The organism is Lysobacter capsici (genome assembly GCF_018732085.1).
Classification (GTDB): Bacteria; Pseudomonadota; Gammaproteobacteria; order Xanthomonadales; family Xanthomonadaceae; genus Lysobacter; species Lysobacter capsici_A.
The window spans coordinates 119466-141083 of the sequence record NZ_CP076103.1; the positions used below are offsets into that span (position 1 = coordinate 119466).

The following is a 21618-nucleotide window of genomic DNA, read 5'->3' on the forward strand; positions in this document are numbered from 1 at the left end:
CTGGGTGGATGGGTTGAAGTGACAATGGGCCGCAACGGCGTCGTCCCGCGCCATGTCGGCATCGCACGTCGGCGCATCCCGGCGTGCCTTGCGCCACGGCGATCCCTGCCGTGGACGACCGGGATCGGACCGGTCAGGCTTCGAATTCGAACCGGCAGCTTTCCGCGCCGGTGTTGCGGCACTGGCTTTCGACCACGCGCACGCCGTCGGCGCCGTGCTGGCCTTCGAGCAGACCGCCGAGCATGCCGCGCAGGAAGTGGCAGCACTCGCCGGTTTCGCCGCGATGGCAAAAGGGGCTGTTGCGGACCTTGAGCACGTCGTCGTGCAGTTCGGCCTGGACCAGCTGGCGCATCGCCGGCAGGGCGATGCGGCGTACCGAGTCGGCCAGCGGCAGCTGTCCGCCGAGGGCGAAGTCGCGCTTGTAGACCCAGGCGCCGACGCGCTGGCCGATGTAGCGCAAGGTCGCCTCGCGCTGGGTCGGCGGCAGCTCGCGCTCGAGCGCGACCAGCTGCAGCAGGATGTTGGGATAGTTGCGCGCGAGCTGCGGCAACAGGGTTTCCACGCGCTGGGTGTCGATCGGCGCGGCGGTGGCGGCCGGCGCGGGGGCATACGAGGCGGGCGCGGCGGGGTTCGCGCTCGGCGCGGCGGCGGCCGGCGCATGAGTGGGCGCGCCGTTGCGCGCGGACGGCGCCGGTGCCGGCGCGGCGGCGGGCGCCGGCTCGTACGGCGAGGCTTCGAAACTTTGCACCAGGTGATGGGTGCCCAGACGTTCTTCGAGCATCAACAAGGCTTCGGCCGGGCCGCGCACGACCATGACCAGCACCACGCCTTCCTCGCTGTTGAGCATGCGCTGACGCAACAGAGTGAAACCGTTGGCGATGACCACTTGCCCGAGCGCGAGCAACAAGCCATCGCGACGATCGGACACCACGCGAAATTCGACATCCACCATGTTGCAACTCCCTGGCCTGTGCGCTGGTCCGGTCCCGACTCCTGCAACGAGCCGCGCGCATGGCTAGGGACTGGCGCGCGATGGCGCAGCGTGCCAGCTGTGTTCACAAAAAACACAAACGAAGATCACAGAAAAAGCCGGGTTTTACGCGGCTTATGCGACTAGAAGCGCAGCTTAGAAAACGAGTCGCATAACAAACGCAAAGCAGCTCGCGAACCGGTCACGCTATGCGCGCGCGAACCATTGCGCGATCAGATCCAGATCGACGTTGCCGCCGGACACGATCAGACCGACGCGTCGGTTTGCGAATCGTTCGCGATTGGCGAGCACGACCGCGAGCGGCACCGCGCCCGACGGCTCGACCACCAGCTTCATGCGCTCCCAGATCAAGCGCATCGCCGCGATCACCTGCGGATCGTCGACCAACAGAATGTCGCGCAGATGTGAGCGAAGGATAGGAAAGGTGAGCGTGCCCAGTTCGGCGCGCAGCCCGTCGCAGATGGTGTCGGGTTTGCGGCCGGTGATGCGGCGGCCTTCGCGCAGCGAGTCGTGGGCGTCGCGCGCGCCTTCGGGCTCGGCGCCGTAGACCTCGATCGCCGGGTTGTGGCCGTGGGCGGCGATCGCCGTACCGGACAGCAGTCCGCCGCCGCTGACCGGCGCGATCACCGCGTCCAGGGTCGGCACGCTGGCGAGCAGTTCCAGGGTCGCGGTGCCCTGGCCGGCGATCACCCGCGGATCGTTGAACGGATGCACCAGCACGCCGCCGGTCTGCGCCAGCACCTGCGCGGTGGTCGCATCGCGCGAGGCTTGATCGGGTTCGCAATGGACGATCCGCGCACCGTAGGCGCGGATCGCGGCGAGCTTGACCTGCGGCGTGTTGTGCGGCGCGACCACGGTCGCGGTCGTGCCGCGCAGGCGCGCGGCCAGCGCGATCGCGCCGCCGTGGTTGCCCGAGCTCTGGGTGACGATGCCGCGCGCGACCTCCTCGTCGCTGAGCGAGAACACCGCATTGCTGGCGCCGCGGAACTTGAACGCGCCGCCGCGCTGCAGGTTCTCGCATTTGAAGTGCAGCTCGCAGCCGGCGAGTTCGTCGATCGCGCGCGAGCGCAGCACCGGCGTGGCGTGCGCGAGCGGGGCGATGCGCGCGGCCGCGGCGAGGATGTCGGAATAGGTCGGCGCGACCGGATCGGCCGACGTCGTGTGCGGGGCGGCGGAGGCGGACTCGACGCCGTGCGGAGCGGAGAGATTGTTCATGGCCCAAGCGTAGCGCAGCGGCGGGCGGGCCGGGGTGCGGGGCTTGGCTGGTTGGGGCGGGGTGGATTTTGCGGATGTCTTGGAAGGCGTGAACGAGTTGGGAATAGGGCGAAGACTTTGCTTCAAACGAAGCGAGTGAATCGGTGCCCACTTTGTAAAAGGGGGCAAGCGCCCGGCGTAACGTCATGACGGGTGAAGGGTGGAGCGCGGGGGATTTGCTTTTGGGGCTGTCCTAGATAAGAATTCGATCTAGGATGAGAAATGGCGATAAGTCGCTGTCGGATAAGCAAAAAAGACCAACTCAGGCTGGTCGAGCTGTTCGTGGCCCAAGCGACCGCCCGTACCGCGGCCGATCTGGTGGGAATTCATCGCAACTCCGCGGCGCTGTACTTCCACAAGCTGCGCCAATGCATTGCCGCTCAGATGGCCGAAGTCGAGCCGGAAATGGCGGTCTTTGAGTGCGACGAGAGTTACTTCGGCGGAGCGCGTAAAGGCAAGCGAGGACGAGGCGCCGCGGGCAAGGTCTGCGTGTTCGGCACCCTCAAGCGCGACGGCAAGGTGTATGCCTTGCCGATTGCCGACACCCGCAGCCAGACCTTGCTGACGGCCTTAAAAACCCGGGTTTTGGCCCATTCGGTGGTCTATACCGATCACCTGGCCAGCTACAACATCCTGGATGTGTCGGGCTTCAAGCATCGACGGGTGAATCACCGGCATGAGTTCGTAACCCGTCGTGGGAACCACATCAATGGCATCGAGAACTTCTGGAATCAGTCCAAGCGGATCTTGCGCAAGTACAACGGCATTCCGCGCAAGAATTTCTTCTTGTTCCTGAAAGAGTGCGAGTTCCGTTTCAACTATGGGACGCCCCGTCAGCAGCTCAACACGCTGCGGGACTGGGTTGGGCTATAACCCTTATCTAGGACAGCCCCTTTGCTTTTTGCTTTCGCTCGACTTCAAAAGCAAAAGCAAAAGCAAATCCCCCCTGGCCCCCCTTTTGCAAAGGGGGGAACCCATCCGGGAGGGTACGAAGCGCCCGGCTTGATTCAAAAGAAGCGAGTAAACCATTGCCCACTTTGTAAAAGGGGGCGAGCGCCCGGCGTAGCACGAGGATGGGTCGAGGCCACCGCGCGGGGGATTTGCTTTTGCTTTTGCTCAACCTCAAAAGCAAAAGCGAATCCCCCTGGCCCCCTTTTGCAAACGGGGGAACCCATCGGGTTAGAAAAGAAACGGTTTGTCGCGGCGAAAGCTTCGGGACATTCGAAAAACTCGGTCGTGCCGCAACTGGCCTGCCCCGTCGCCACCACCTCAGTCATGCCGCAACGCCGCGATCGGATCCAACCGCGCCGCCTGCCGCGCCGGATACACGCCGAACGCCAGGCCGACCGCGGCGCAGAACAGCGCCGACAGCAGCACCGGGATTGGCGCCCAGGCCACCTGCCAGCCGGCGAAGGTCGCAATCAGATACGCCAGCACGATGCCGAACACCAGCCCGAGCGCCGCGCCGGACACGCAGATCACCGTCGCCTCGCGCAGGAACTGCGCGATCACGTCGCGGCGTCGCGCGCCGAGCGCGCGCAGCAGGCCGATCTCGCGGCGTCGTTCGAGCACATTGGCCAGCATGATGTTCATGATGCCGATGCCGCCGACCAGCAGGCTCACACCCGCGATCGCGCCCATCACCACGCGGAAGATGCGCTGGGTCTTCTGATGCTGCTGGAACAACTGCTGCGGCACCACCAGGCGGAAGTCGGCCATGCCGGCGTGGCGCTGGTTGAGCACGGTCGACAGCACCCGCGCGCCGGTCGCCAGTTGCGAGGGGTCGCGCAGCCGCAGCAGGAAGCGATCGATCTCGTCCTCCTGCGGCTGAAACTTGAAACGCGCCCGTGCGCTCGCCAGCGGCAGGTACACGCGATTGCTTTCCAGCCCGAGCTGCACGCCTTCGAACTGATCCTTGCTCAGGTCGCGATCGGCGAGCACGCCGATCACTTCCAGCCACACGTGATTGACCTTGAGATAACGGCCGACCGGATCGACGCCGGGAAACAGATCGGCCGCGGCCTGATGCCCGAGCACCGCGACCGCGGCCAGCGCGCGATCGTCGGCGTCGGTCAGGCTGCGGCCCTTGGCGATGCGCAGCGACGACAGGGCGAAATAATCCGGGCTCACTCCGCTGGCCTGGGCGTCGCTGCGGCCGGCGTCGCTGAACACCGAATGGGTGCGGATCGGTTTTTCGGCGGCGTAGCGTTCCGCGCCGGGGACGACCGCCAGCGCGGCGTCGGCGTCGGCCAAGCTCAGGCCGAGGCTGCGCGCGCGGGTTTCGCGCAAGGTGTTTTCATCCTGCGGCTTGGCCTCGGCGATCAGGTTGTTCAAGCCCAGGCTCTCGACCAGATGCAGCGCCTCGCGCCGGCTGCCTTCGCCGACCGCCTGCATCGCGACGATCGCGCCGACGCCGAAGATCAGGCCGAGCAAGGTCAACAAGGTGCGCAGGCGGCGTCGCCACAATTCCTCGATCGCTTCGCGCCAGATCGTCGGCAACCAGTGCAGCGCGCGGTTCATCGGCGCACCGCCGGGCCGGCGTTGGCGGGAGCGGGCTTGGCGTCGTCGGACGTTACCGGTTTGGCCGCGTTCGCGTCCTCGCCCGGTTCGCCCGGCGCGGTGATCGCGGCGACCACGCCGGGTTCGGCCAACAGCACCTCGTCGCCCGCGCGCAGGCCCGACAGCACCTGCGATCGCGCCGGTCCGCGCACGCCCAGTTCGATCCGGCGGCGCAGGAAATCGGCGCCGTTGCGCACCCGCACGTAGTCCTTGCCGTTGTCGCTGTCGATCGCCACGTTGGCCACGCTCAGCGCCGCCGCGTCGAACAGGATCACCCGCGCCTGCAGGCGCTGGCCCGGCACCAGTTTGTAGCGCGCGATCGCTTCGGCCGGAATGCGCGCCTTCATCGTCAGATACTTCACCGGGCTTTCCTGGCTGCGCACCTTGGCCGCGCTGGCCACCCACGATAGTTGGCTGACGATCTTCTGCTCGGGCCGGCCGACCGGGAACATCTCCACCGCATTGCCGACCTGGATGCCCTGCGCTTCGATCTGCGGCAGGCTCAGTTCCAGTTCCATCGCCGACGCGTCGGGCAGGCTGCCGTAATCGAAACCGGCGCGCAGGGTCGCGCCGACGTTGGGTTTGTCGCCGGACCAGTTGCTCGACAGCATCAGCACGCCGTCGTTGGGCGCGCGCAGTTCCAGCGCGTCCAGATCGGACTGGCGCGCCTTGGCGGCGATGTCGAAGGTCGCGCGCTGCGCGTCGAGCACGCCGAGCTCGGCCTGGCCGCGCACCCCGGCCTGGCCGCGCTGCCATTGCAGGGTGTCGCGTTTCTCGCTGAGGAAGCGCTGGTCCTGGACCGCGTCGAGCACTTCGTTGCGCGCCATCGTGCTCAGGTCGGCGGTGGCGTAGCGCTCGGCGATGCCGAGCTGCACCGCGACCTGGGCCAGGTCGACCGCGACCTTGCTCTGCGTGGTTTCCAGTTCGCCCTGCTTGGCCGCGCGCGCCAGTTCGTTGCGCTGCAGGTCGATCAGGGTCTGGGCCAGTTCCTGCTTGCCCTGTTCGGCCGAGAAGCGCGCGATCAGATCGCCCTTCTTGACCGCGCTGCCCTCGGGCAGCATCCATTCGACCTGGCGCGCGGCCCAGTTGCGGCCGGGCACGTTGAGTGGGGTCGACTTGGCCGACTTGAGTTCGCCTTCGCCGCGCACGCTCAGGTTCAGCGGCGCGCGGGCGATGGTTTCGGTCGCCGCCGGCGCGACGTCGCCGCCGCAGGCGATCAGCATCGCCGGCAGACACAGCAACGCGCCGCAACGCAGAGTGTTTCGACAAGCCACCGCGAATCGCATCGGTTTCATCGCGACGCCTTCCGCGCGGCCGCGCCGCCGCTGCTCGGCGGCTGGATCTCGACCCGCACCGCCTGCCCCGGTCGCAGCGGCGCGCGCGGGTCGTCGAGCTGCACGTCCAGGTCCAGCACCGGCACCGGCTGCACCTGCGATTTGCTGCGGATCGCGCGGCCGATCGAGGCGATCTTGCCGCTCAGCACGCTGCCGGCGCCGCCTTCGACCACGATCCGCACCGGCACGCCGACCGCGACGCGCTGCAGATCGCGCTCGGCCAGTTCGGCGCGCACCGCGAGCGTGCTCATGTCGGGAATCTCCGCGACCGTCTGGCCGACCCATACCTGCGAGCCGACATCGTATTTTTCGCCTTCGAAATTGCTTCGATGCATCATCAATCCGTCGCGCGGCGCGATCACGTTCAAGGCCGCGAGCGAACGCTGCAGGCGATCGACATCGGCCTGCAACTGGCCGAGTTCGGAACTGAGCAGGCGCCGTTCCTGGCGCCGCTGCTCGGCCGACAGCCCTTCGCGTTTGCGCGCCAGCGCCATCTTGCGTTCCATCTGGGTGCGCTTGACCAGCAGCTTGCGGTACTCGATGCCGGCGATCAGTTCGACCGGCTGCTGGGTCTTGCGCTGGGCCTTTTCCAGTTCGGACTGGGCCTCGGCGGTGGCCAGGCGCTCGCTGCGCTCGCGTTCGGCCAGCTCCAGGTCGAGCTTGCCCAGCTCGCTCTGTTTTTCCTTGAGCTGGCTGCGCTTTTCGGTGAGCTGCTTGATCACGTCGTTGCTGTCGAAGCGGATCACCGTCTGGCCTTTCTTGACCGGGGTGCCGTCGGTGGCCAGTTCGGTGATGTTGAACTGCCACATGCGCTCCACGCTCGGCGGCATCAGCGGCGAGCTGCGCCGCGCGTACACCTCGCCGTCGACGCGCAACGGCGCAGCGGCGAGCGCCGGCGCGGCGGCGAGCAACACGAGCAACCACCACGCACGGCTCATCGCGCCGCTCCGCTGCGTGCCGTCGCGCCCGTCGCGGCGGCGGCCGGCGCAGGCGGCGTGGCCGCGGTCACCCGCACGCTCATGCCCGGCAACAGGCGCAAGCCGTGCGCGGGCGGCAGATCGATGTCGACGGTGAAGTAACGGCCTTCGCCCCATTCGGACTTGCGATCCGGCGCGCCGGCGATGTTGCGGATGCGGCCCTGCACGCGCTGCTGCGGCAAGGCATCGAAACTCAGCTGCACGTCCTGGCCCACGCGCAGGCCGCGCCGGTCGGGTTCCAGCGCCCACGCGCGCACTTCCACGCGGCCGCCGTCGACCACCACCGCGCCGGCCTGGCTGCCGGGCATGGTCGAACTGCCTTCGTCGATGCGCCCGCCGATCCAGTTGTTGTTGAAGCCGTGGACGACGATGCCGTCTTGCTGCGCGCGCACCTCGGACTGGCGCAGCAGTTCGCGGTAGTAGTCGCGCTGCACTTCCAGCCTGCCGACTTCCAGGTCGCCGTCGCGCTTGCGCCGGGCGACCGCGGCCTGCGCGGCGTCGAGCTGTTCGCGCTTGAGCTTGCTCTCGCGGCTGGTCTTGTCGAGTTCGCCCTGGTGGCGGTCGTAGTCCAGCGCCGAGATCAGGGTGCGGGGAATCGCCGCTTCGATCCTGGCCGTGGCCAGCGCCGCATCGGCCTCGGCGAGCGCGACCTCGGCGTCGACCGCCTTGACCTCCAGCTCGGCCAGTTCCTTGGCGGCCTTGGCGTGGGCCTGCTCGATCTTCGCTTCCAGGTCGGGAATCTGGGTGCCGGCCTGGCCCGGATCGATCCGCAGCACCACGTCGCCGGCCTTGACCGGCTGGCCTTCGGGCACGAAATAGCGGATCGCGACCGGCGCGCTGTTGGACTGCGGGGTATAGATGGTCTGGCCGCCGACCGAGCGCACTTCGCCGGTCAGCACCACCGCCGCGGCCGGCAGCGCCGCCATGGCCAGTGCGAGAACCGCGAGCCGTATAAGAAGCACCTCAGGCCGCCGAATCATGATCGACCTTGCCGTCGTGCAAGCGCACCTCGCGCGGCGCGCGCGCGGCGAGGTCGCGGTCGTGGGTCACCAGCACCACGGTCTGGCCGCCGGCATGCACTTCCTGGATCAGGTCGAGCACGTCGCCGGCGCTTTTCGAATCCAGGTTGCCGGTGGGTTCGTCGGCCAGCAGCAGGGCCGGCTGCAGCAGCAGGGCGCGCGCGATCGCCGCGCGCTGCTGCTGGCCGCCCGACAACTCGCTGGGCCGGTGGGTGCTGCGTTCGCCCAGGCCGACGCGGTCCAGCAGCGCCAGCGCGCGTTCGTGCGTGCCCGGCGGCGGTTCGCGGTGGAAGCGCAGCGGCAGCAGCACGTTCTCCAGCAGGCTCAGCCGCGGCAGCAGGTGGAAGCTCTGGAACACGAAGCCGATGCGGCGGTTGCGGATGTCGCTGGCGGCCTCGTCGTCCATCGCCGCGACGTCGCGGCCTTCGATCAGGTAGCGGCCGCGGGTGGGCCGGTCCAGGCAGCCGAGGATGTTGAGCAGACTGGATTTGCCCGAGCCCGAGGCACCGGTGATGGCGACGAATTCGCCGCTGGCGATCTTCAGGTCCACCCCGGCCAACGCATTCACCGCCTGCCCATTCATCTCATAGCGACGATGGACCGCATCCAGTTCGATCATCGACAACAGGCCACAGGTGATAGGGGACAACCGGCTCAGCGGCGCGTGCGGGCCGCTGCGTTGCTCATGCAATCGACCCGGCGCTGGCGCCAAGGTTCCCGGCCCGCCTCCGCCGCGGACCGATGCAGGCGCGGGCGCTGGGAGATGCCGAGTGCGGGACCGTTCCATGGCCAGGTGCCGCCGTTCGAGGGCTAGCTTACCTCGCAGCCGGCGCGGCCAGCGCGCCGCCGATGCTGCGATGGATGTCATGCACAAGACGTTTTGTGAACTCGTACCGCTATTGGGCTGGGTGCCGCGGCTAGCTTATGCACAGGGTCATGGAAGATTTCCGCGCCAAATACCTGCTTTCGGTGCATGTAGCCATACCGATGGCGGCCTGTCGGGTTTCGCGCATAGGATGTTCCACGGTCGAACGCCTTCTCGATGGCCGGACCCGACACGCTCCCGGCCGCGGCATTCGCGGCCGCACACCACAAAGGCGCGGTCGTCCCGACGCCCACCACAGGGGAACACCTTCATGCTTCGCAAACTCTCGGTATGTGTGCTGATCGTCCTGCTCACCGGTTGCCTGCCGCCGCGCATGGCTCCGGAAGAGCTCAGCCAGGCGCCACATGCGCACACGGCGGCGACCAACAACGCCAAGTCCTGAACCGTATAGGCTCCGGCTGGTTGAGTTAAGCCCGAGTTCAACGCATCAGGCAGAAGCTGAATCCCTACTCGGGGGGTCTGCCCATGATCCGCAAATTGATGATTCCACTGGTCGCGGCCAGCCTGTTGGCTGGTTGCGTTTCCGACTATTCGCTGCGTGGCGGCGGTGGCGGCGGTTCGTATTACTACGGCCGCCCCAGCGTCGACTACAACTATTACGGCGGTTACGGCGGCGGCTATGGCGGCTACTACGGGCCCGGCTACGGCTATCCGTACGGCGAGGCCTATCGCTACCGCGGTTACGGTTATCCGGGCTACTACGGCGGCGGCTATTACGGCGGTTATCCGTACTACAACTACCCGCGCCCGCATTACCCGAACCATCCGGGCCGCCCGAACAACCCGTCGCGGCCGTCGAATCCGCCGGTGCGTCAGGACGGCGGCGTGCCGTGGCGCGATACGCGTCCGGTCGGCGGCGGTGCCTGGGCGCCGAACAATTCGGCCCAGCAGCAACCGCGCACGTATTCGGCGCCGCAACCGCGCAGCTTCTCGCAGCCGCAAATGCAGCCGCGGATGCCGTCGGCCCCGTCGGTGCGTCGCGATGGCGGCCGGGCGTGGAAGGACGTCGAACGCTGAGCTGCACGGTTGTCGATCGCTGTTCGAGCCTGAACCGTTTCTAGCCGGTCATCCGCCCGGGTGACCGGTCGTGCCGAAAGTGGAACGGGGCGCACTTGCGTTCACGCCGAAGTGACAGCAATCTACCGCTACTGACCGCTTACGTCGCATTTGGACGTTTTCGGTAAGCACAGGCTTCTATGTCGGCGCCTGGCGAGGAATCACGGATCCCCCCTGTTCCGTCCTTGTCAGGCGTCGGCGCCCATTCCCTCGGCGACGAGGCACGGCGAAAAAACGCGCGCATCGACGCGCGTTTTTTCGTTTCCGGTCAATGGCTTGGTGATTTGCCCGAGCGAGCGCGTCAGCTCGGATGCGCAAAGCGGGCAGGGCCTGAGGGTCCCACGGCCCGCCCAAACGCCAGGCAATAAAAAGGGGCCGAATGTCCCCCGACATTCGGCCCCCCGGCTTCCCCCGCGAGCGCTTGGCCAGCCCCTGTTCCAATTCCAGCCGGCGTCTAGCGCCTGCCCCGCAAGGTGCATGAGTAGCTACGCATGATCCGTGCCAACCGATGAGGCCGGGAATCGGGAATGGGGAATCGGGAATGGGCAAAGCGCGGCGCCGTGAGACCATATGTCTGCGAGGACCGCGGCTTTAAGCTGTTGATTCCCGATTCCCGATTCCCGATTCCCGATTCCCGGCACCCAAGCCAATGAACGACTCCTTCTACCGCTACGACGTCATCGTGATCGGCGGCGGCCATGCCGGCACCGAGGCCGCGCTGGCGTCGGCGCGGGCGGGCGCGCGCACCTTGCTGCTGACCCATTCGGTCGAGACCGTCGGCGCGATGAGCTGCAACCCGGCCATCGGCGGCATCGGCAAGGGCCATCTGGTCAAGGAGATCGACGCGCTCGGCGGGATCATGGCGCGCGCCGCCGATGCCGCCGGCATCCAGTGGCGCCGGCTCAACGCCAGCAAGGGGCCGGCGGTGCGGGCGACCCGCTGCCAGGCCGACCGCGGCTTGTACCGAAGCTTCATCCGCCGCGCGGTCGAAGCGCAGCCGGGCTTGACCCTGTTCCAGGCCGCAGTCGACGACATCGTGTTCGACGCCGGCCGGGTCGGCGGCGTGCTGACCCAGACCGGCCTGCGCTTCCACGCGCCGGCCGTGGTGCTGACCGCTGGCACCTTCCTCGCCGGCAAGGTCCACGTCGGCCAGACCACCTACGCCGCCGGCCGCGCCGGCGATCCGCCCGCGGCCGCGCTGGCCGCGCGCCTGCGCGAAGGTCCGTTCGTGGTCGATCGGCTCAAGACCGGCACCCCGCCGCGCATCGACGGGCGCAGCCTGGATTACTCGGTGATGGAGGAGCAGCCCGGCGATGATCCGCGTCCGGTCATGTCCTTCCTGGGCACCCAGGCCGACCATCCGCGTCAGGTCTCGTGCTGGATCACCCATACCTCCGAGCGCACCCACGAGATCATCCGCGGCGCGCTGGACCGCTCGCCGCTGTACACCGGCCAGATCGAAGGCATCGGCCCGCGCTACTGCCCCTCGATCGAGGACAAGGTGGTGCGTTTCGCCGAGAAGGCCAGCCACCAGATCTTCGTCGAGCCCGAAGGCCTGGACGTGGCCGAGATCTACCCGAACGGGATCTCGACCTCGCTGCCGTTCGACGTGCAGCTCGACCTGGTGCGCAGCATCCGCGGCTTCGAGAACGCGCACATCACCCGCGCCGGCTATGCGATCGAGTACGACTTCTTCGACCCGCGCGGGCTCAAGAGCACGCTGGAGACCAAGGCCGTCGCCGGCCTGTTCTTCGCCGGCCAGATCAACGGCACCACCGGGTACGAGGAGGCCGCCGCGCAGGGCCTGCTGGCCGGCGTCAACGCGGCGCGGTTCGTGCGCGGCACCGACGGCTGGAGCCCGCGCCGCGACGAGGCGTATCTGGGCGTGCTGGTCGACGACCTGATTACCCACGGCACGCTCGAGCCGTATCGCATGTTCACCTCGCGCGCCGAATACCGGCTGCAGCTGCGCGAAGACAATGCCGATCTGCGCCTGACCCCGACCGGGCACGAACTGGGCCTGGTCGACGAGGCGCGCTGGTCGGCGTTCGAGCGCAAGCGCGAGGCGATCGAGCGCGAGAGCACGCGCCTGGCCGGCGTGTGGGCCGCACCGAACAATGCGCTGGGCCGCGAGATCGCGCAGACCCTGGGCATCGAGGTCAGCCGCGAGTGCAGCGCGCGCGACCTGCTCAAGCGTCCCGAGCTGGACTACGCCAAGCTGATGCAGGTGCCGAGCCTGGGCCCGGCGGTGGACGCGGCCGAAGTGGCCGAGCAGGTCGAGATCGGGGTCAAGTACGCCGGTTATCTCGATCGTCAGCGCGAAGAGATCGAGCGTCAGCAGCGCAACGAGAGCACGCCGATCGGCGAGGATTTCAATTACGCCGCCGTGCGCGGCCTGTCGCTGGAAGTGCAGCAGAAGCTCGAGCGCGTGCGGCCGCAGACCGTCGGTCAGGCGCAGCGCATCCCCGGCATGACCCCGGCGGCGATCTCGCTGCTGCTGGTGCATCTCACGCGCGCGCGGCGTTCGCGGGTGGCGTGATCGCGCAGCGCGCGCCGTGCCGCGATTGCGACTGTAGGAGCGGCGCGAGCCGCGACCGCGACATCACCGTTACGACGAAACTTGCGGCGCAGTCGTGATGACGCGGTCGCGGCTTGCGCCGCTCCTACAGGTAGCGACCGTAAAGTCGTGCCGTCCTTGGAGCGGTCTAAATAAACCTCACGCTCGCTTTTTGCCGGCTGCGCATAGCGCGAGACGAGTCGTCACCGCGCTTGCGACTGTAGGAGCGGCGCGAGCCGCGACCGCGGCCATACGGCCACGACGAAACTTGCGGCGCAGTTGGATTGGCGCGGTCGCGGCTTGCGCCGCTCCTGCAGGTAGCGACCGTGAAATCGCCTCGCCCTTGAACGCTCAATACACCTTGCGCTCGCTCTTGGCCGGCGGCGACCACTGATACAACCACGTTTCGCTCAGCGCCCCGCTGGCGTCCTTGAGGAACAGCCGCAGGTCGATCTGCTCGGTCGAATCGCCCGGCGGCACCGCGTCGAACATCACCCGGTAACCGCCGATCTCGTGCAGCGGTCGGCACGACACGGTTTCGAGTTTTCCGCCGCCACCGATCTGCAGCACCGGTTCGACGGTGGCATCGCGCTTGGCCAGCGCGGCCAGCGGGCCGCCGGCGAAATCGACCGCGAAGCGCCAGGAAAAATAATCGCGCTTGAAGCCGATGCGCCCGCCCAGGCCGGTGCGCGTGGCCACGCAATGCGCGAGCTTGGGCACCGCCGGCGGTTGCGCGCCCCAGTACAGCCGGTAGCCGTACAGCAGTTCCTGCCCGGCCTGCGGTTTCTCGCGCGGGTTCCAGAACGCGACGATGTTGTCGAAGGTTTCGTCCAGGGTCGGGATCTCGACCAGTTGCACCGAGCCCGCGCCCCAACCCTGCTTGGGTTCGACCCACAGGCACGGGCGCTTGTCGTAGAACACGCCGTCGTCCTGGTAATGATCGAAGTTGCGGTCGCGCTGCAATAGGCCGAAGCCGCGCGGGTTGTCGTCGCTGAACATGTTGAAGCGCAGGTGCTCGGGATTGCACAGCGGACGCCAGATCCATTCGCCGCTGCCGCTCCACATCGCCAGGCCGTCGGTGTCGTGGATCTCCGGGCGCCAGTCCCAGTCCATGCGGCGGTCGTTCTCGCCGGTCTGGTACATGCTGGTGCACGGGCCCAGGCCGAGGCGTTCGATGGTCTTGCGCGGGTACAAGGCGCAGTCGATGTCCATCAGCAGCACCTCGCCCGGGGTGATCGCGAAGCGGTAGGCGCCGGCGATGCTGGGCGAGTCGAGCAGGCCGTACACGACCACGGTGTCGGACTGCGACGACGGGCGTTCGAGCCAGTAGGCGACGAAGTCGGGGAATTCCTCGGCGTGGCCGGTGCCGGTGTCGATCGCCAGACCGCGCGCGGACTGGCCGTACTGGCCCTCCACGCCGACCGCGCGGAAATAACTGGCGCCCAGGAACGCGGCGAAATCGCGCTCGGGGTCCTGGCGGGTGTTGAGGCGGAAACCGGCGAAGCCCAGGTCGGCCGGCAGCGGCTTGCCGTCCAGGCCGCTGCGCTTGCGGTCGAACATGCCCGGGTCGTAGGCGATCTCGCGCGCCTGGCCGGCGTCGACTTCGTACATGCGCACCGGCGACTTGAAGAACAGGCCCAGGTGGAAGAACTGGGCCAGGAACTTGCCGTCGCCGCCGCCCCACAGGGCGTGGTCGCGGTTGAAGCGGATCGACTGGTACTGATCCCAGTTCATCGCCGCGACCGGCGCCGGCAGGGTGGTGCTGCGCGGTGCGTAGGCGCGCTGGGCGAGCGCGCGGGCCTGGCCCTTGAGCGCGGCGAAGTCGAACGGCTGGGCCGGCCCAAGCTTCGTCGCGGCGGGGCCGGTCAGGGCCAGCGCGGGCAGGGGCAGGCCGAACGAGGCCAGGGCGGCAGCCGCGGATTTGAGGAACTCGCGTCGGATCATCGGGCAGGCGACGGGGTAGCGATGGGGGTTGAGCATGCTAGCCAATCGCGGCGCGGGGGTGGTTAGGGGTTTGTCTAGGTGGGGCGTGGGTCGCGGTTGTGGGGCGTGCGGCCCTCATCCGCCCTGCGGGCACCTTCTCCCGCGAAGCGGGAGAAGGGAGTGGGGCATCACTTGGGTATTGGGTTGGACGGACGACACCGCCGCTTCGACTCCCTCTCCCGCTTGCGGGAGAGGGCCGGGGTGAGGGCGCGCGCAATCGCGGCGACAAGCGCAAAAAACCACCCACCCACGAAGCCTCTTAGAATATCCCCATGCTTCGAATCACCGACCTCCGCCTGCCGCTGGATCATCCCGAGCGCGCACTCACCGACGCCGTGCTCGCCCGCCTGCGCATCGACGCCACCGACCTGACCGGTTTCACCGTCGCCAAGCGCAGCTACGACGCGCGCAAGCGCGGCGGCATCGTGCTGATCTATTCGCTGGACGTGGACACCCCGCGCGAGGCCGAAATCCTCGCGCGCGAACAGGCCGGCATCGAACCCGCCCCGGCCAGGAAACGCGAGCAAGGCCCGGCCGACACCAGCAAGGTGCTGCGCACGCCCGACACCGAGTACAAGTTCGTCGCCCGCGCGCCGGCTGCGTTGCCGCTGCGGCCGATCGTGATCGGCATGGGCCCGTGCGGCCTGTTCGTCGGCCTGGTCCTGGCGCAGATGGGCTTTCGCCCGATCATCCTGGAACGCGGCAAGGCGGTGCGCGAACGCACCGTCGACACCTTCGGCCTGTGGCGCAAGCGCGTGCTCAATCCCGAATCGAACGTGCAGTTCGGCGAAGGCGGCGCGGGCACGTTCTCCGACGGCAAGCTCTACAGCCAGATCAGCGACAAGCACCATCACGGCCGCAAGGTGCTGACCGAGTTCGTGCTGGCCGGCGCGCCGGAAGAAATCCTGTATGTGAGCAAGCCGCATATCGGCACGTTCCGGCTGGTGTCGATGGTCGAGAACATGCGCGCGACGATCGAAGCGCTCGGCGGCGAAATCCGCTTCTCGCAGCGGGTCGAGGACGTGTTGATCGAGGACGGGCAGGTGCGCGGGCTGAGTCTGGCCGACGGCCAGCAGCTGCGCGCCGATCATGTCGTGTTCGCGATCGGCCACAGCGCGCGCGACACCTTCGCGATGCTGCACCAGCGCGGCGTGTTCATGGAGGCGAAACCGTTCTCGATCGGGTTCCGCATCGAACACCCGCAGTCGCTGATCGACGCCGCGCGCTTCGGCCCGCAGGCCGGCCATCCGATCCTCGGCGCGGCCGACTACAAGCTGGTGCATCACTGCCGCAACGGCCGCTCGGTGTACAGCTTCTGCATGTGCCCGGGCGGCACCGTGGTCGCCGCGGCGAGCGAACCCGGCCGGGTGGTCACCAACGGCATGAGCCAGTACTCGCGCAACGAACGCAACGCCAATGCGGCGATCGTGGTCGGGATCACGCCGGAGGATTACAAGGCCTATGACGACAGCGGCTCGCCGCTGGCCGGCGTGGCCCTGCAGCGGCATTGGGAAGCGCAGGCGTTCGCGCTCGGCGGCGGCGAGTACGAAGCGCCGGGGCAGACCGTCGGCGATTTCCTCGCCGGCCGCGCCTCGACCGCGCTCGGCGCGGTGCAACCGTCGTACACGCCGGGCGTGCGGCTGAGCGATCTGAGTCAGTCGCTGCCGGACTACGCGATCGCCGCGATCCGCGAAGCGTTGCCGGCGTTCGACAAACAGCTCAAGGGTTTCGCCCTGCCCGACGCGATGCTGACCGGGGTGGAGACGCGCACGTCCTCGCCGGTGCGCATCACCCGCGGTCCCGACGGCCACAGCCTCAACACCCGCGGCCTGTTCCCGGCCGGCGAGGGCGCCGGTTACGCCGGCGGCATTCTGTCGGCGGCGGTCGACGGCATCCGCACCGCCGAGGCGGTGGCGCTGAGCATCCTCGGCGGCGCGGCGCGCGCGGGCTGATCATTCACCTCGCATGATCGTTGTCGGCGCGCGGCCTCGTCGGCGCGCGAGATCGGCGCGGCCCGCGACGATCCGGCCGGCGGCCTGACTTCTGGCCATGTCGCCGACGCGCGCGGCTGGCTAAGGTCGTGGTCGGTTTTCTTGCACAGGATGTGGTTCATGCGCATGTGGATGTCGTTGGCGCTGAGCGCCGGTCTTTGTGTTTCGCCGTCGCTGTGCGTGTCCGCGGCCGAAAAACCCGCCGCCACGATGGTGCAACCGGCCTCCACGGCCGAAGTTGCGGCGTACGCGCAGCAAGTGCTCGCCGACAACGTCGCCGCCGACGGCCCGGGCGTCGCGATCCTGGTCGCGCGCGGCGATCAGGTGCTGTTCCGCGGCGCGCGTGGCCTGGCCGACGTCGAGCTCGGCGTGCCGCTGACCCCGGACCAGGTGTTCCGCATCGGCTCGGTGACCAAGCAGTTCGCCGCGGCGGGCGTGCTGAAACTGGTCGAGGCGGGCAAGGTCGGGCTCGACGATCCGGTGTCCAAGTACCTCAAGGATTACCCCAACGGCGGCGCGATCAGCGTGCGCCAGTTGCTCAATCACACCTCCGGGGTGAAGAGCTACACCGGCATCGACGGCTACATGACCGAATCGATCAAGCGCGACCTGAGCACCGAGGCCTTGATCGACGTGTTCAAGGATCTGCCGGCGGATTTCGCGCCGGGGCAGGGCTATGCCTACAACAACTCGGGCTATGTGCTGGTCGGCGCGGTGATCGAGGCGGCCAGCGGAAAACCCTGGCACGCCTACCTCGACGAAACCCTGTTCAAGCCGCTGGGCCTGGCGCAGACCCGCTACGGCGACGTGCATGCGTTGATTCCCGGCTACGTCAACGGCTACACCCGCATCGACGGCCGGGTCGCGCCGATGGGCTATCTGGACATGAGCCAGCCGCACGCGGCCGGCGCGCTGGTGTCCACGCTCGACGATCTGCTGCGCTGGAACCTGGCGCTGCACGAGGGCAAGGTGCTCAAGCCGGCGAACTACCGGGCGATGACCTCGCCGGAAGGCAAGGCGGCGGCGAGCGGTTACGGCTACGGCATCGAACGCGCATCGGTGCGTGGGCGGATCGGTCGTGCGCACGGCGGCGGCATCTTCGGCTTCGCCTCGTATCTGCTGTACCTGCCCGATTCGAAGACGACGGTGGCGCTACTGACCAATAGCGACACCGGCGTGCCGGGCGGTCCGAGCCTGGGCGGCCTCAGCCGCAAGCTGGCCGCGATGGCCCTCGGCGACGCCTATCCGGCGGTGGTGGCGGTGCCGGTCGATGCGGCGGCGTTGCGGCAGGCCGAAGGCGTGTACCGGCAGAATCCGCACAGTGCCTGGGTGCTGCGGGCGGTCGACGGCGGGCTGACCGTGCAGCGCATCGGCGGCCAGCGTTTGCCGTTGACGGCGGTGGCGCGCGACACGTTCGCGTATCCCGACGGCATCGCGCGGATGAGCCTGGAGCGCGATGCGCGGGGGGCCGTCACTGGGATGCGGTTTTTCGCTGATGGGATCGGTGAGAGTGAGTTCACTGCGCGTAGCGGCGAGGCGATGCCCTGAGTCGGGATGGGTGATTCGGGATTTGGGATTTGCCGTGGCGGATCGAAAGGCGTCGGGCTTGAAAGCCCTCCCACAAAAAGACTTCCCACAAAAGCCGCGGCCATCGCGAGGTCTTTTGTGGGAGGGCCTTCAGGCCCGACGCTCTTCGCTCAGGCGCCAGCGACCCACCCCACCGAACCCGCCCGGCCACTGTCCCGATCCTGCGCAGCCGCTTTACCCAATCCATCGCCCCGACCCGGCGGCGCGCGCCCATGCCCAATGGCAGGGGGCAAGCCCGGCGGCATGGTTAGGATGCTCAATCCAGTCCCAGGCCTCGCCGGAGCTCCCATGCGTCGACCCACCCTCGCCCTGCTGCCGATGTTGCTCGCTGCGGCGCTGCCCTTGTCGGCCGCCCACGCGCAGACCGCGGCGCCGCGCGACACGCCGTATCCGGGCACCCTGCAACTGGAGGTCGACGCCACCGACATCGCCCGCCGGGTGCTGCACACGCGTCAACGCATCCCGGTCCAGGCCGGGCCGATGACCCTGCTGTTCCCGCAGTGGATCCAGGGCAACCACTCGCCCAGCGGCCCGATCGACAAGCTCGCCGGCCTGCGCATCCGCGGCAACGGCCAGACGATCGGCTGGACCCGCGACCCGCTCGACGTCTACGCCTTCCAGCTGACCGTGCCCGACGGCGTGAGCGAGATCGAACTCGACTTCGACATGCTCACCCCCACCGGCAGCAACCAGGGCCGCGTGGTGATGACGCCCGACATGCTCAACGTGCAGTGGAACCAGGTCGCGCTGTACCCGGCCGGCTACTACGCGCGGGGCATCCAGATCGCGCCGACCCTGAAACTGCCGGCCGGCTGGCAGGCCGGCACCGCGCTGGACCTGGACGCGCGCCAGGGCGACACGTTGCGCTATCGCCCGGTGCCGTTCGACACCTTGCTCGATTCGCCGGTGTACGCCGGCCGTCACTACAAGCAGATCGATCTCGACCCGGGCGCGAAGGTCCCGGTGCGGATCAACATCGTCGCCGACGCGCCCAAGTTCCTCGAAGCCAAGCCCGAGCAGATCAAGCTGCATCGCGAACTGGTCAGTCAGGCGTACAAGCTGTTCGGCTCGCACCACTACGACCACTACGATTTCCTGTTCTCGCTGTCCAGCCAGATGAGCGGCAACGGCCTGGAGCATCACCGCTCCAGCGAAAACGGCGTGGACCCGGACTATTTCACCGGCTGGGACGGCAGCAGCATCGTCAGCCGCGACCTGCTCGCGCACGAGTTCGTGCATTCGTGGAACGGCAAGTATCGCCGCCCGGCCGGCATCACCTCGAGCAACTTCAACCAGCCGCTCAGCGATGGTTTGCTGTGGGTGTACGAAGGCCAGACCCAGTACTGGGGTTATGTGCTGACCGCGCGCGCGGGCCTGTGGAAACCCGAGTTCGCGCGCGATGCGCTGGCGATGGTCGCGGCGCGCTATGCCGACGATCGCCCGGGCATGAGTTGGCGTTCGATCCAGGACACCACGCTCGATCCGGTGATCGCGATGCGCCGGCCCAAGTCGTACGGCAGCTACCAGCTCAGCGAGGACTACTACAGCGGCGGCCAGCTGGTGTGGCTCGCGGTCGACGCCAAGCTGCGCGCGCTCAGCGGCGAGAAGCGCTCGCTCGACGATTTCGCGCGCGGCTTCTTCGGCGGCGAAAACGGCGACTATCAGGTCAAGCCGTACCAGTTCGAGGACGTGGTCGCCGCCTTGAACCAGGTCGCCGCCTTCGACTGGGCGAGCTTCCTGCGCGAACGCATCGACGCCAAGGCGCCGCCGCTGGACGGCCTGGCCGCGAGCGGCTGGAAACTGAGCTACACCGACATGCCCAGCGACTTCCTCAAGTTCGCCGAAGCCGACCGCAAATACACCGACCTGACCTATTCGCTGGGCCTGAACCTGTCTGGCGATGGCGCCATCAACACGGTGCGCTGGGACGGCCCCGCGTTCAACGCCGGCATCGCCCCGGGCAGCACGCTGCTCGCGGTCAACGGTTACACCGCCAGCGGCGAGCGGCTCAAGGACGCGGTCACCGCGGCCAAGGACGGCAAGCATCCGATCGAACTGATCGTCAAGAACGCCGACGTGATCAAGACCGTGCGCATCGATTACCGCGACGGCCTGCGCTATCCCAAGCTCGAACGCATCGACGGCACGCCCGATCGCTTGAGCAAGATCTTCGCCCCCCGCTGACCGCGTGGCCATGCCTCCCTCTCCCGCGACGCGGGAGAGGGCCGGGGTGAGGGCCCGCGCCCGAAAACCCGCATGGCATACTTCGCCCATGAATAAAGGAAGCACCACCGGCGCGGAGCCCGCCCACTACCTGCTGATCGATTTCGAGGCCACCTGCGCCGACGACCAATCGATCGCTCGCGCCCAAATGGAAATCATCGAGATCGGCGCGGTGATGGTCGAGACCGAAACGCTGAAGGTCGTCGACGAATTCCAAAGCTTCGTGCGTCCCGTGCGGCACCCGCGCCTGACCGCGTTCTGCACCCAGCTGACCTCGATCCGCCAGGCCGATGTCGACGCGGCGCCGTCGTTCGCGCAGATGCTCGAAGCCTTCAAGCCCTGGTTGTACCGTTATCGCGATTTCGTCTGGGGTTCGTGGGGCGATTACGACCTGCACCAGTTGCGGCAGGACTGCGATTTCCATCGTCTGCCCAATCCGATCGGCGCGGCCCATCGCAACATCAAGCAGGCCTTCGCGCAGGCGCAGGGCCTGACCAAGAAACCCGGGCTCGGCGGCGCGGTGCGCATGGCCGGGCTGACCTTCGCCGGCACCCACCATCGCGGCATCGACGATGCGCGCAATATCGCGCGCCTGATGCCGTACGCGCTCGGCCGCGCGACCCTGCCGTCGCGCTGATCGCCGCGTCCGCATGCCCCGGCCGGCGTGCCTCGATCTGTCCTTGTGGCGGTCCGCGATCGGGCGCTAGAGTCGGCGCGCACTCGCCCGCCCCAGACCCGCATGCCGTTCGACCGACGCCAGTTCATCGTCCTCACCGGCGCCGCCGCGCTCGCGTTGGCGCTGCCGGGGCATGCCGCCACCATGGAGACCCGAACCATGTACGGATTGATCGGCAAGATGAAAGCCGCCGCCGGCCAGCGCGACGCCTTGATCGCGATCCTGCTCGACGGCATCGATGCGATGCCCGGCTGCCTGAGCTACATCGTGGCGCGCGACCCCAAGGACGCCGATGCGATCTGGATCAGCGAAGTCTGGGACAGCCAGGACAGCCATCGTGCCTCGTTGGCGCTGCCGTCGGTGAAGGCCGCGATCGCCAAGGCCAAGCCGATGATCGCGAGTTTCGATGAGCATCATGAGATCGAGCCGGTCGGTGGGCACGGACTGACGAAGCCGCGCTAGGTGCTTACAACCTTCCGTTCGATCCGCGCATCCAAGCGCCACCCGTGATCCGGATACTCGCAG

General features: G+C 68.0%; 17 protein-coding genes. 9 read left to right on the forward strand and 8 right to left on the reverse strand.

Annotated features, from left to right (window positions below):
• Window positions 1–133: 133 nt before the first annotated feature.
• Window positions 134–952, reverse strand: coding sequence for a V4R domain-containing protein (locus KME82_RS00510; RefSeq protein ID WP_215496795.1), 819 nt, complete (start codon window positions 950–952; stop codon window positions 134–136).
• A gap of 225 nt (window positions 953–1177) precedes the next feature.
• Window positions 1178–2206, reverse strand: a complete 1029-nt coding sequence (locus KME82_RS00515; RefSeq protein ID WP_215496796.1) for a pyridoxal-phosphate dependent enzyme — start codon at window positions 2204–2206, stop codon at window positions 1178–1180.
• 261 nt (window positions 2207–2467) lie between these two features.
• On the opposite strand from KME82_RS00515, the gene KME82_RS00520 reads away from it, so the two are divergent.
• Window positions 2468–3118, forward strand: a complete 651-nt coding sequence (locus tag KME82_RS00520) for an IS1595 family transposase (protein WP_215496797.1) — start codon at window positions 2468–2470, stop codon at window positions 3116–3118.
• 396 nt (window positions 3119–3514) lie between these two features.
• Here KME82_RS00520 and KME82_RS00525 read toward each other — a convergent pair whose 3' ends face one another.
• From KME82_RS00525 to KME82_RS00545, 5 genes are read right to left on the reverse strand one after another with little or no spacing between them, the layout of a single operon-like run.
• Window positions 3515–4765, reverse strand: coding sequence for an ABC transporter permease (locus tag KME82_RS00525; RefSeq protein WP_215496798.1), 1251 nt, complete (start codon window positions 4763–4765; stop codon window positions 3515–3517).
• Window positions 4762–6099 carry an efflux RND transporter periplasmic adaptor subunit gene (locus KME82_RS00530; protein ID WP_215496799.1) on the reverse strand — a complete coding sequence of 446 codons (1338 nt, stop codon included), beginning with the start codon at window positions 6097–6099 and terminating at the stop codon, window positions 4762–4764. The genes KME82_RS00525 and KME82_RS00530 overlap by 4 nt, the downstream gene beginning before the upstream one ends.
• A complete protein-coding gene (locus tag KME82_RS00535) occupies window positions 6096–7076 on the reverse strand; it encodes an HlyD family secretion protein (protein WP_215496800.1) in 981 nt (326 codons plus the stop codon). The genes KME82_RS00530 and KME82_RS00535 overlap by 4 nt, the downstream gene beginning before the upstream one ends.
• Window positions 7073–8041, reverse strand: coding sequence for an HlyD family secretion protein (locus KME82_RS00540; RefSeq protein WP_215496801.1), 969 nt, complete (start codon window positions 8039–8041; stop codon window positions 7073–7075). The genes KME82_RS00535 and KME82_RS00540 overlap by 4 nt, the downstream gene beginning before the upstream one ends.
• Before the next feature lie 37 nt (window positions 8042–8078).
• On the reverse strand, window positions 8079–8825 hold the full coding sequence (locus KME82_RS00545; RefSeq protein WP_252255564.1) for an ABC transporter ATP-binding protein: 747 nt from the start codon (window positions 8823–8825) through the stop codon (window positions 8079–8081).
• Between the two features lie 445 nt (window positions 8826–9270).
• On the opposite strand from KME82_RS00545, the gene KME82_RS26765 reads away from it, so the two are divergent.
• The 3 genes from KME82_RS26765 to mnmG all read left to right on the forward strand — a co-directional run bounded on the left by KME82_RS26765 (window position 9271) and on the right by mnmG (window position 12615).
• Window positions 9271–9402, forward strand: coding sequence for a hypothetical protein (locus KME82_RS26765; protein ID WP_286673197.1), 132 nt, complete (start codon window positions 9271–9273; stop codon window positions 9400–9402).
• A gap of 83 nt (window positions 9403–9485) precedes the next feature.
• Window positions 9486–10037: a hypothetical protein gene (locus KME82_RS00550; RefSeq protein WP_215496802.1), complete on the forward strand. Its 552-nt coding sequence runs from the start codon at window positions 9486–9488 to the stop codon at window positions 10035–10037.
• 688 nt (window positions 10038–10725) lie between these two features.
• Entirely contained in the window at window positions 10726–12615 is a 1890-nt protein-coding gene (mnmG, locus tag KME82_RS00555) for a tRNA uridine-5-carboxymethylaminomethyl(34) synthesis enzyme MnmG (protein WP_215496803.1), read from the forward strand.
• Window positions 12616–12984: 369 nt separating this feature from the next.
• Here the strand turns inward: mnmG and KME82_RS00560 are convergent, their stop codons facing one another.
• A complete protein-coding gene (locus tag KME82_RS00560; protein ID WP_215498913.1) occupies window positions 12985–14577 on the reverse strand; it encodes a glucan biosynthesis protein in 1593 nt (530 codons plus the stop codon).
• Window positions 14578–14888: 311 nt separating this feature from the next.
• Between KME82_RS00560 and KME82_RS00565 the strand changes: the two genes are divergently transcribed.
• The 5 genes from KME82_RS00565 (at window position 14889) to KME82_RS00585 (ending at window position 21555) form a co-directional block, all read left to right on the forward strand.
• The gene (locus tag KME82_RS00565) at window positions 14889–16568 is read left to right on the forward strand and encodes an NAD(P)/FAD-dependent oxidoreductase (RefSeq protein ID WP_215496804.1); all 1680 of its coding nucleotides are present in this window, start codon (window positions 14889–14891) and stop codon (window positions 16566–16568) included.
• 159 nt (window positions 16569–16727) lie between these two features.
• Complete coding sequence (locus tag KME82_RS00570; protein WP_215496805.1) at window positions 16728–18155, forward strand: serine hydrolase domain-containing protein; 1428 nt, start codon at window positions 16728–16730, stop codon at window positions 18153–18155.
• A gap of 327 nt (window positions 18156–18482) precedes the next feature.
• Window positions 18483–20378, forward strand: coding sequence for a M61 family metallopeptidase (locus KME82_RS00575; protein WP_215496806.1), 1896 nt, complete (start codon window positions 18483–18485; stop codon window positions 20376–20378).
• 88 nt (window positions 20379–20466) lie between these two features.
• Window positions 20467–21054, forward strand: a complete 588-nt coding sequence (locus KME82_RS00580) for a 3'-5' exonuclease (RefSeq protein WP_215496807.1) — start codon at window positions 20467–20469, stop codon at window positions 21052–21054.
• Window positions 21055–21156: 102 nt separating this feature from the next.
• Window positions 21157–21555, forward strand: a complete 399-nt coding sequence (locus tag KME82_RS00585) for a putative quinol monooxygenase (RefSeq protein WP_252255566.1) — start codon at window positions 21157–21159, stop codon at window positions 21553–21555.
• Window positions 21556–21618 lie beyond the last annotated feature (63 nt).

Coding starts and splice junctions, on each gene's coding strand:
- KME82_RS00510 (WP_215496795.1), bottom strand. CDS start 952: ATGGTGGATGTCGAATTTCGCGTGGTGTCCGATCGTCGCGATGGCTTG.
- KME82_RS00515 (WP_215496796.1), bottom strand. CDS start 2,206: ATGAACAATCTCTCCGCTCCGCACGGCGTCGAGTCCGCCTCCGCCGCC.
- KME82_RS00520 (WP_215496797.1), top strand. CDS start 2,468: ATGGCGATAAGTCGCTGTCGGATAAGCAAAAAAGACCAACTCAGGCTG.
- KME82_RS00525 (WP_215496798.1), bottom strand. CDS start 4,765: ATGAACCGCGCGCTGCACTGGTTGCCGACGATCTGGCGCGAAGCGATC.
- KME82_RS00530 (WP_215496799.1), bottom strand. CDS start 6,099: ATGAAACCGATGCGATTCGCGGTGGCTTGTCGAAACACTCTGCGTTGC.
- KME82_RS00535 (WP_215496800.1), bottom strand. CDS start 7,076: ATGAGCCGTGCGTGGTGGTTGCTCGTGTTGCTCGCCGCCGCGCCGGCG.
- KME82_RS00540 (WP_215496801.1), bottom strand. CDS start 8,041: ATGGCGGCGCTGCCGGCCGCGGCGGTGGTGCTGACCGGCGAAGTGCGC.
- KME82_RS26765 (WP_286673197.1), top strand. CDS start 9,271: ATGCTTCGCAAACTCTCGGTATGTGTGCTGATCGTCCTGCTCACCGGT.
- KME82_RS00550 (WP_215496802.1), top strand. CDS start 9,486: ATGATCCGCAAATTGATGATTCCACTGGTCGCGGCCAGCCTGTTGGCT.
- mnmG (WP_215496803.1), top strand. CDS start 10,726: ATGAACGACTCCTTCTACCGCTACGACGTCATCGTGATCGGCGGCGGC.
- KME82_RS00560 (WP_215498913.1), bottom strand. CDS start 14,577: ATGATCCGACGCGAGTTCCTCAAATCCGCGGCTGCCGCCCTGGCCTCG.
- KME82_RS00565 (WP_215496804.1), top strand. CDS start 14,889: ATGCTTCGAATCACCGACCTCCGCCTGCCGCTGGATCATCCCGAGCGC.
- KME82_RS00570 (WP_215496805.1), top strand. CDS start 16,728: ATGCGCATGTGGATGTCGTTGGCGCTGAGCGCCGGTCTTTGTGTTTCG.
- KME82_RS00575 (WP_215496806.1), top strand. CDS start 18,483: ATGCGTCGACCCACCCTCGCCCTGCTGCCGATGTTGCTCGCTGCGGCG.
- KME82_RS00580 (WP_215496807.1), top strand. CDS start 20,467: ATGAATAAAGGAAGCACCACCGGCGCGGAGCCCGCCCACTACCTGCTG.
- KME82_RS00585 (WP_252255566.1), top strand. CDS start 21,157: ATGCCGTTCGACCGACGCCAGTTCATCGTCCTCACCGGCGCCGCCGCG.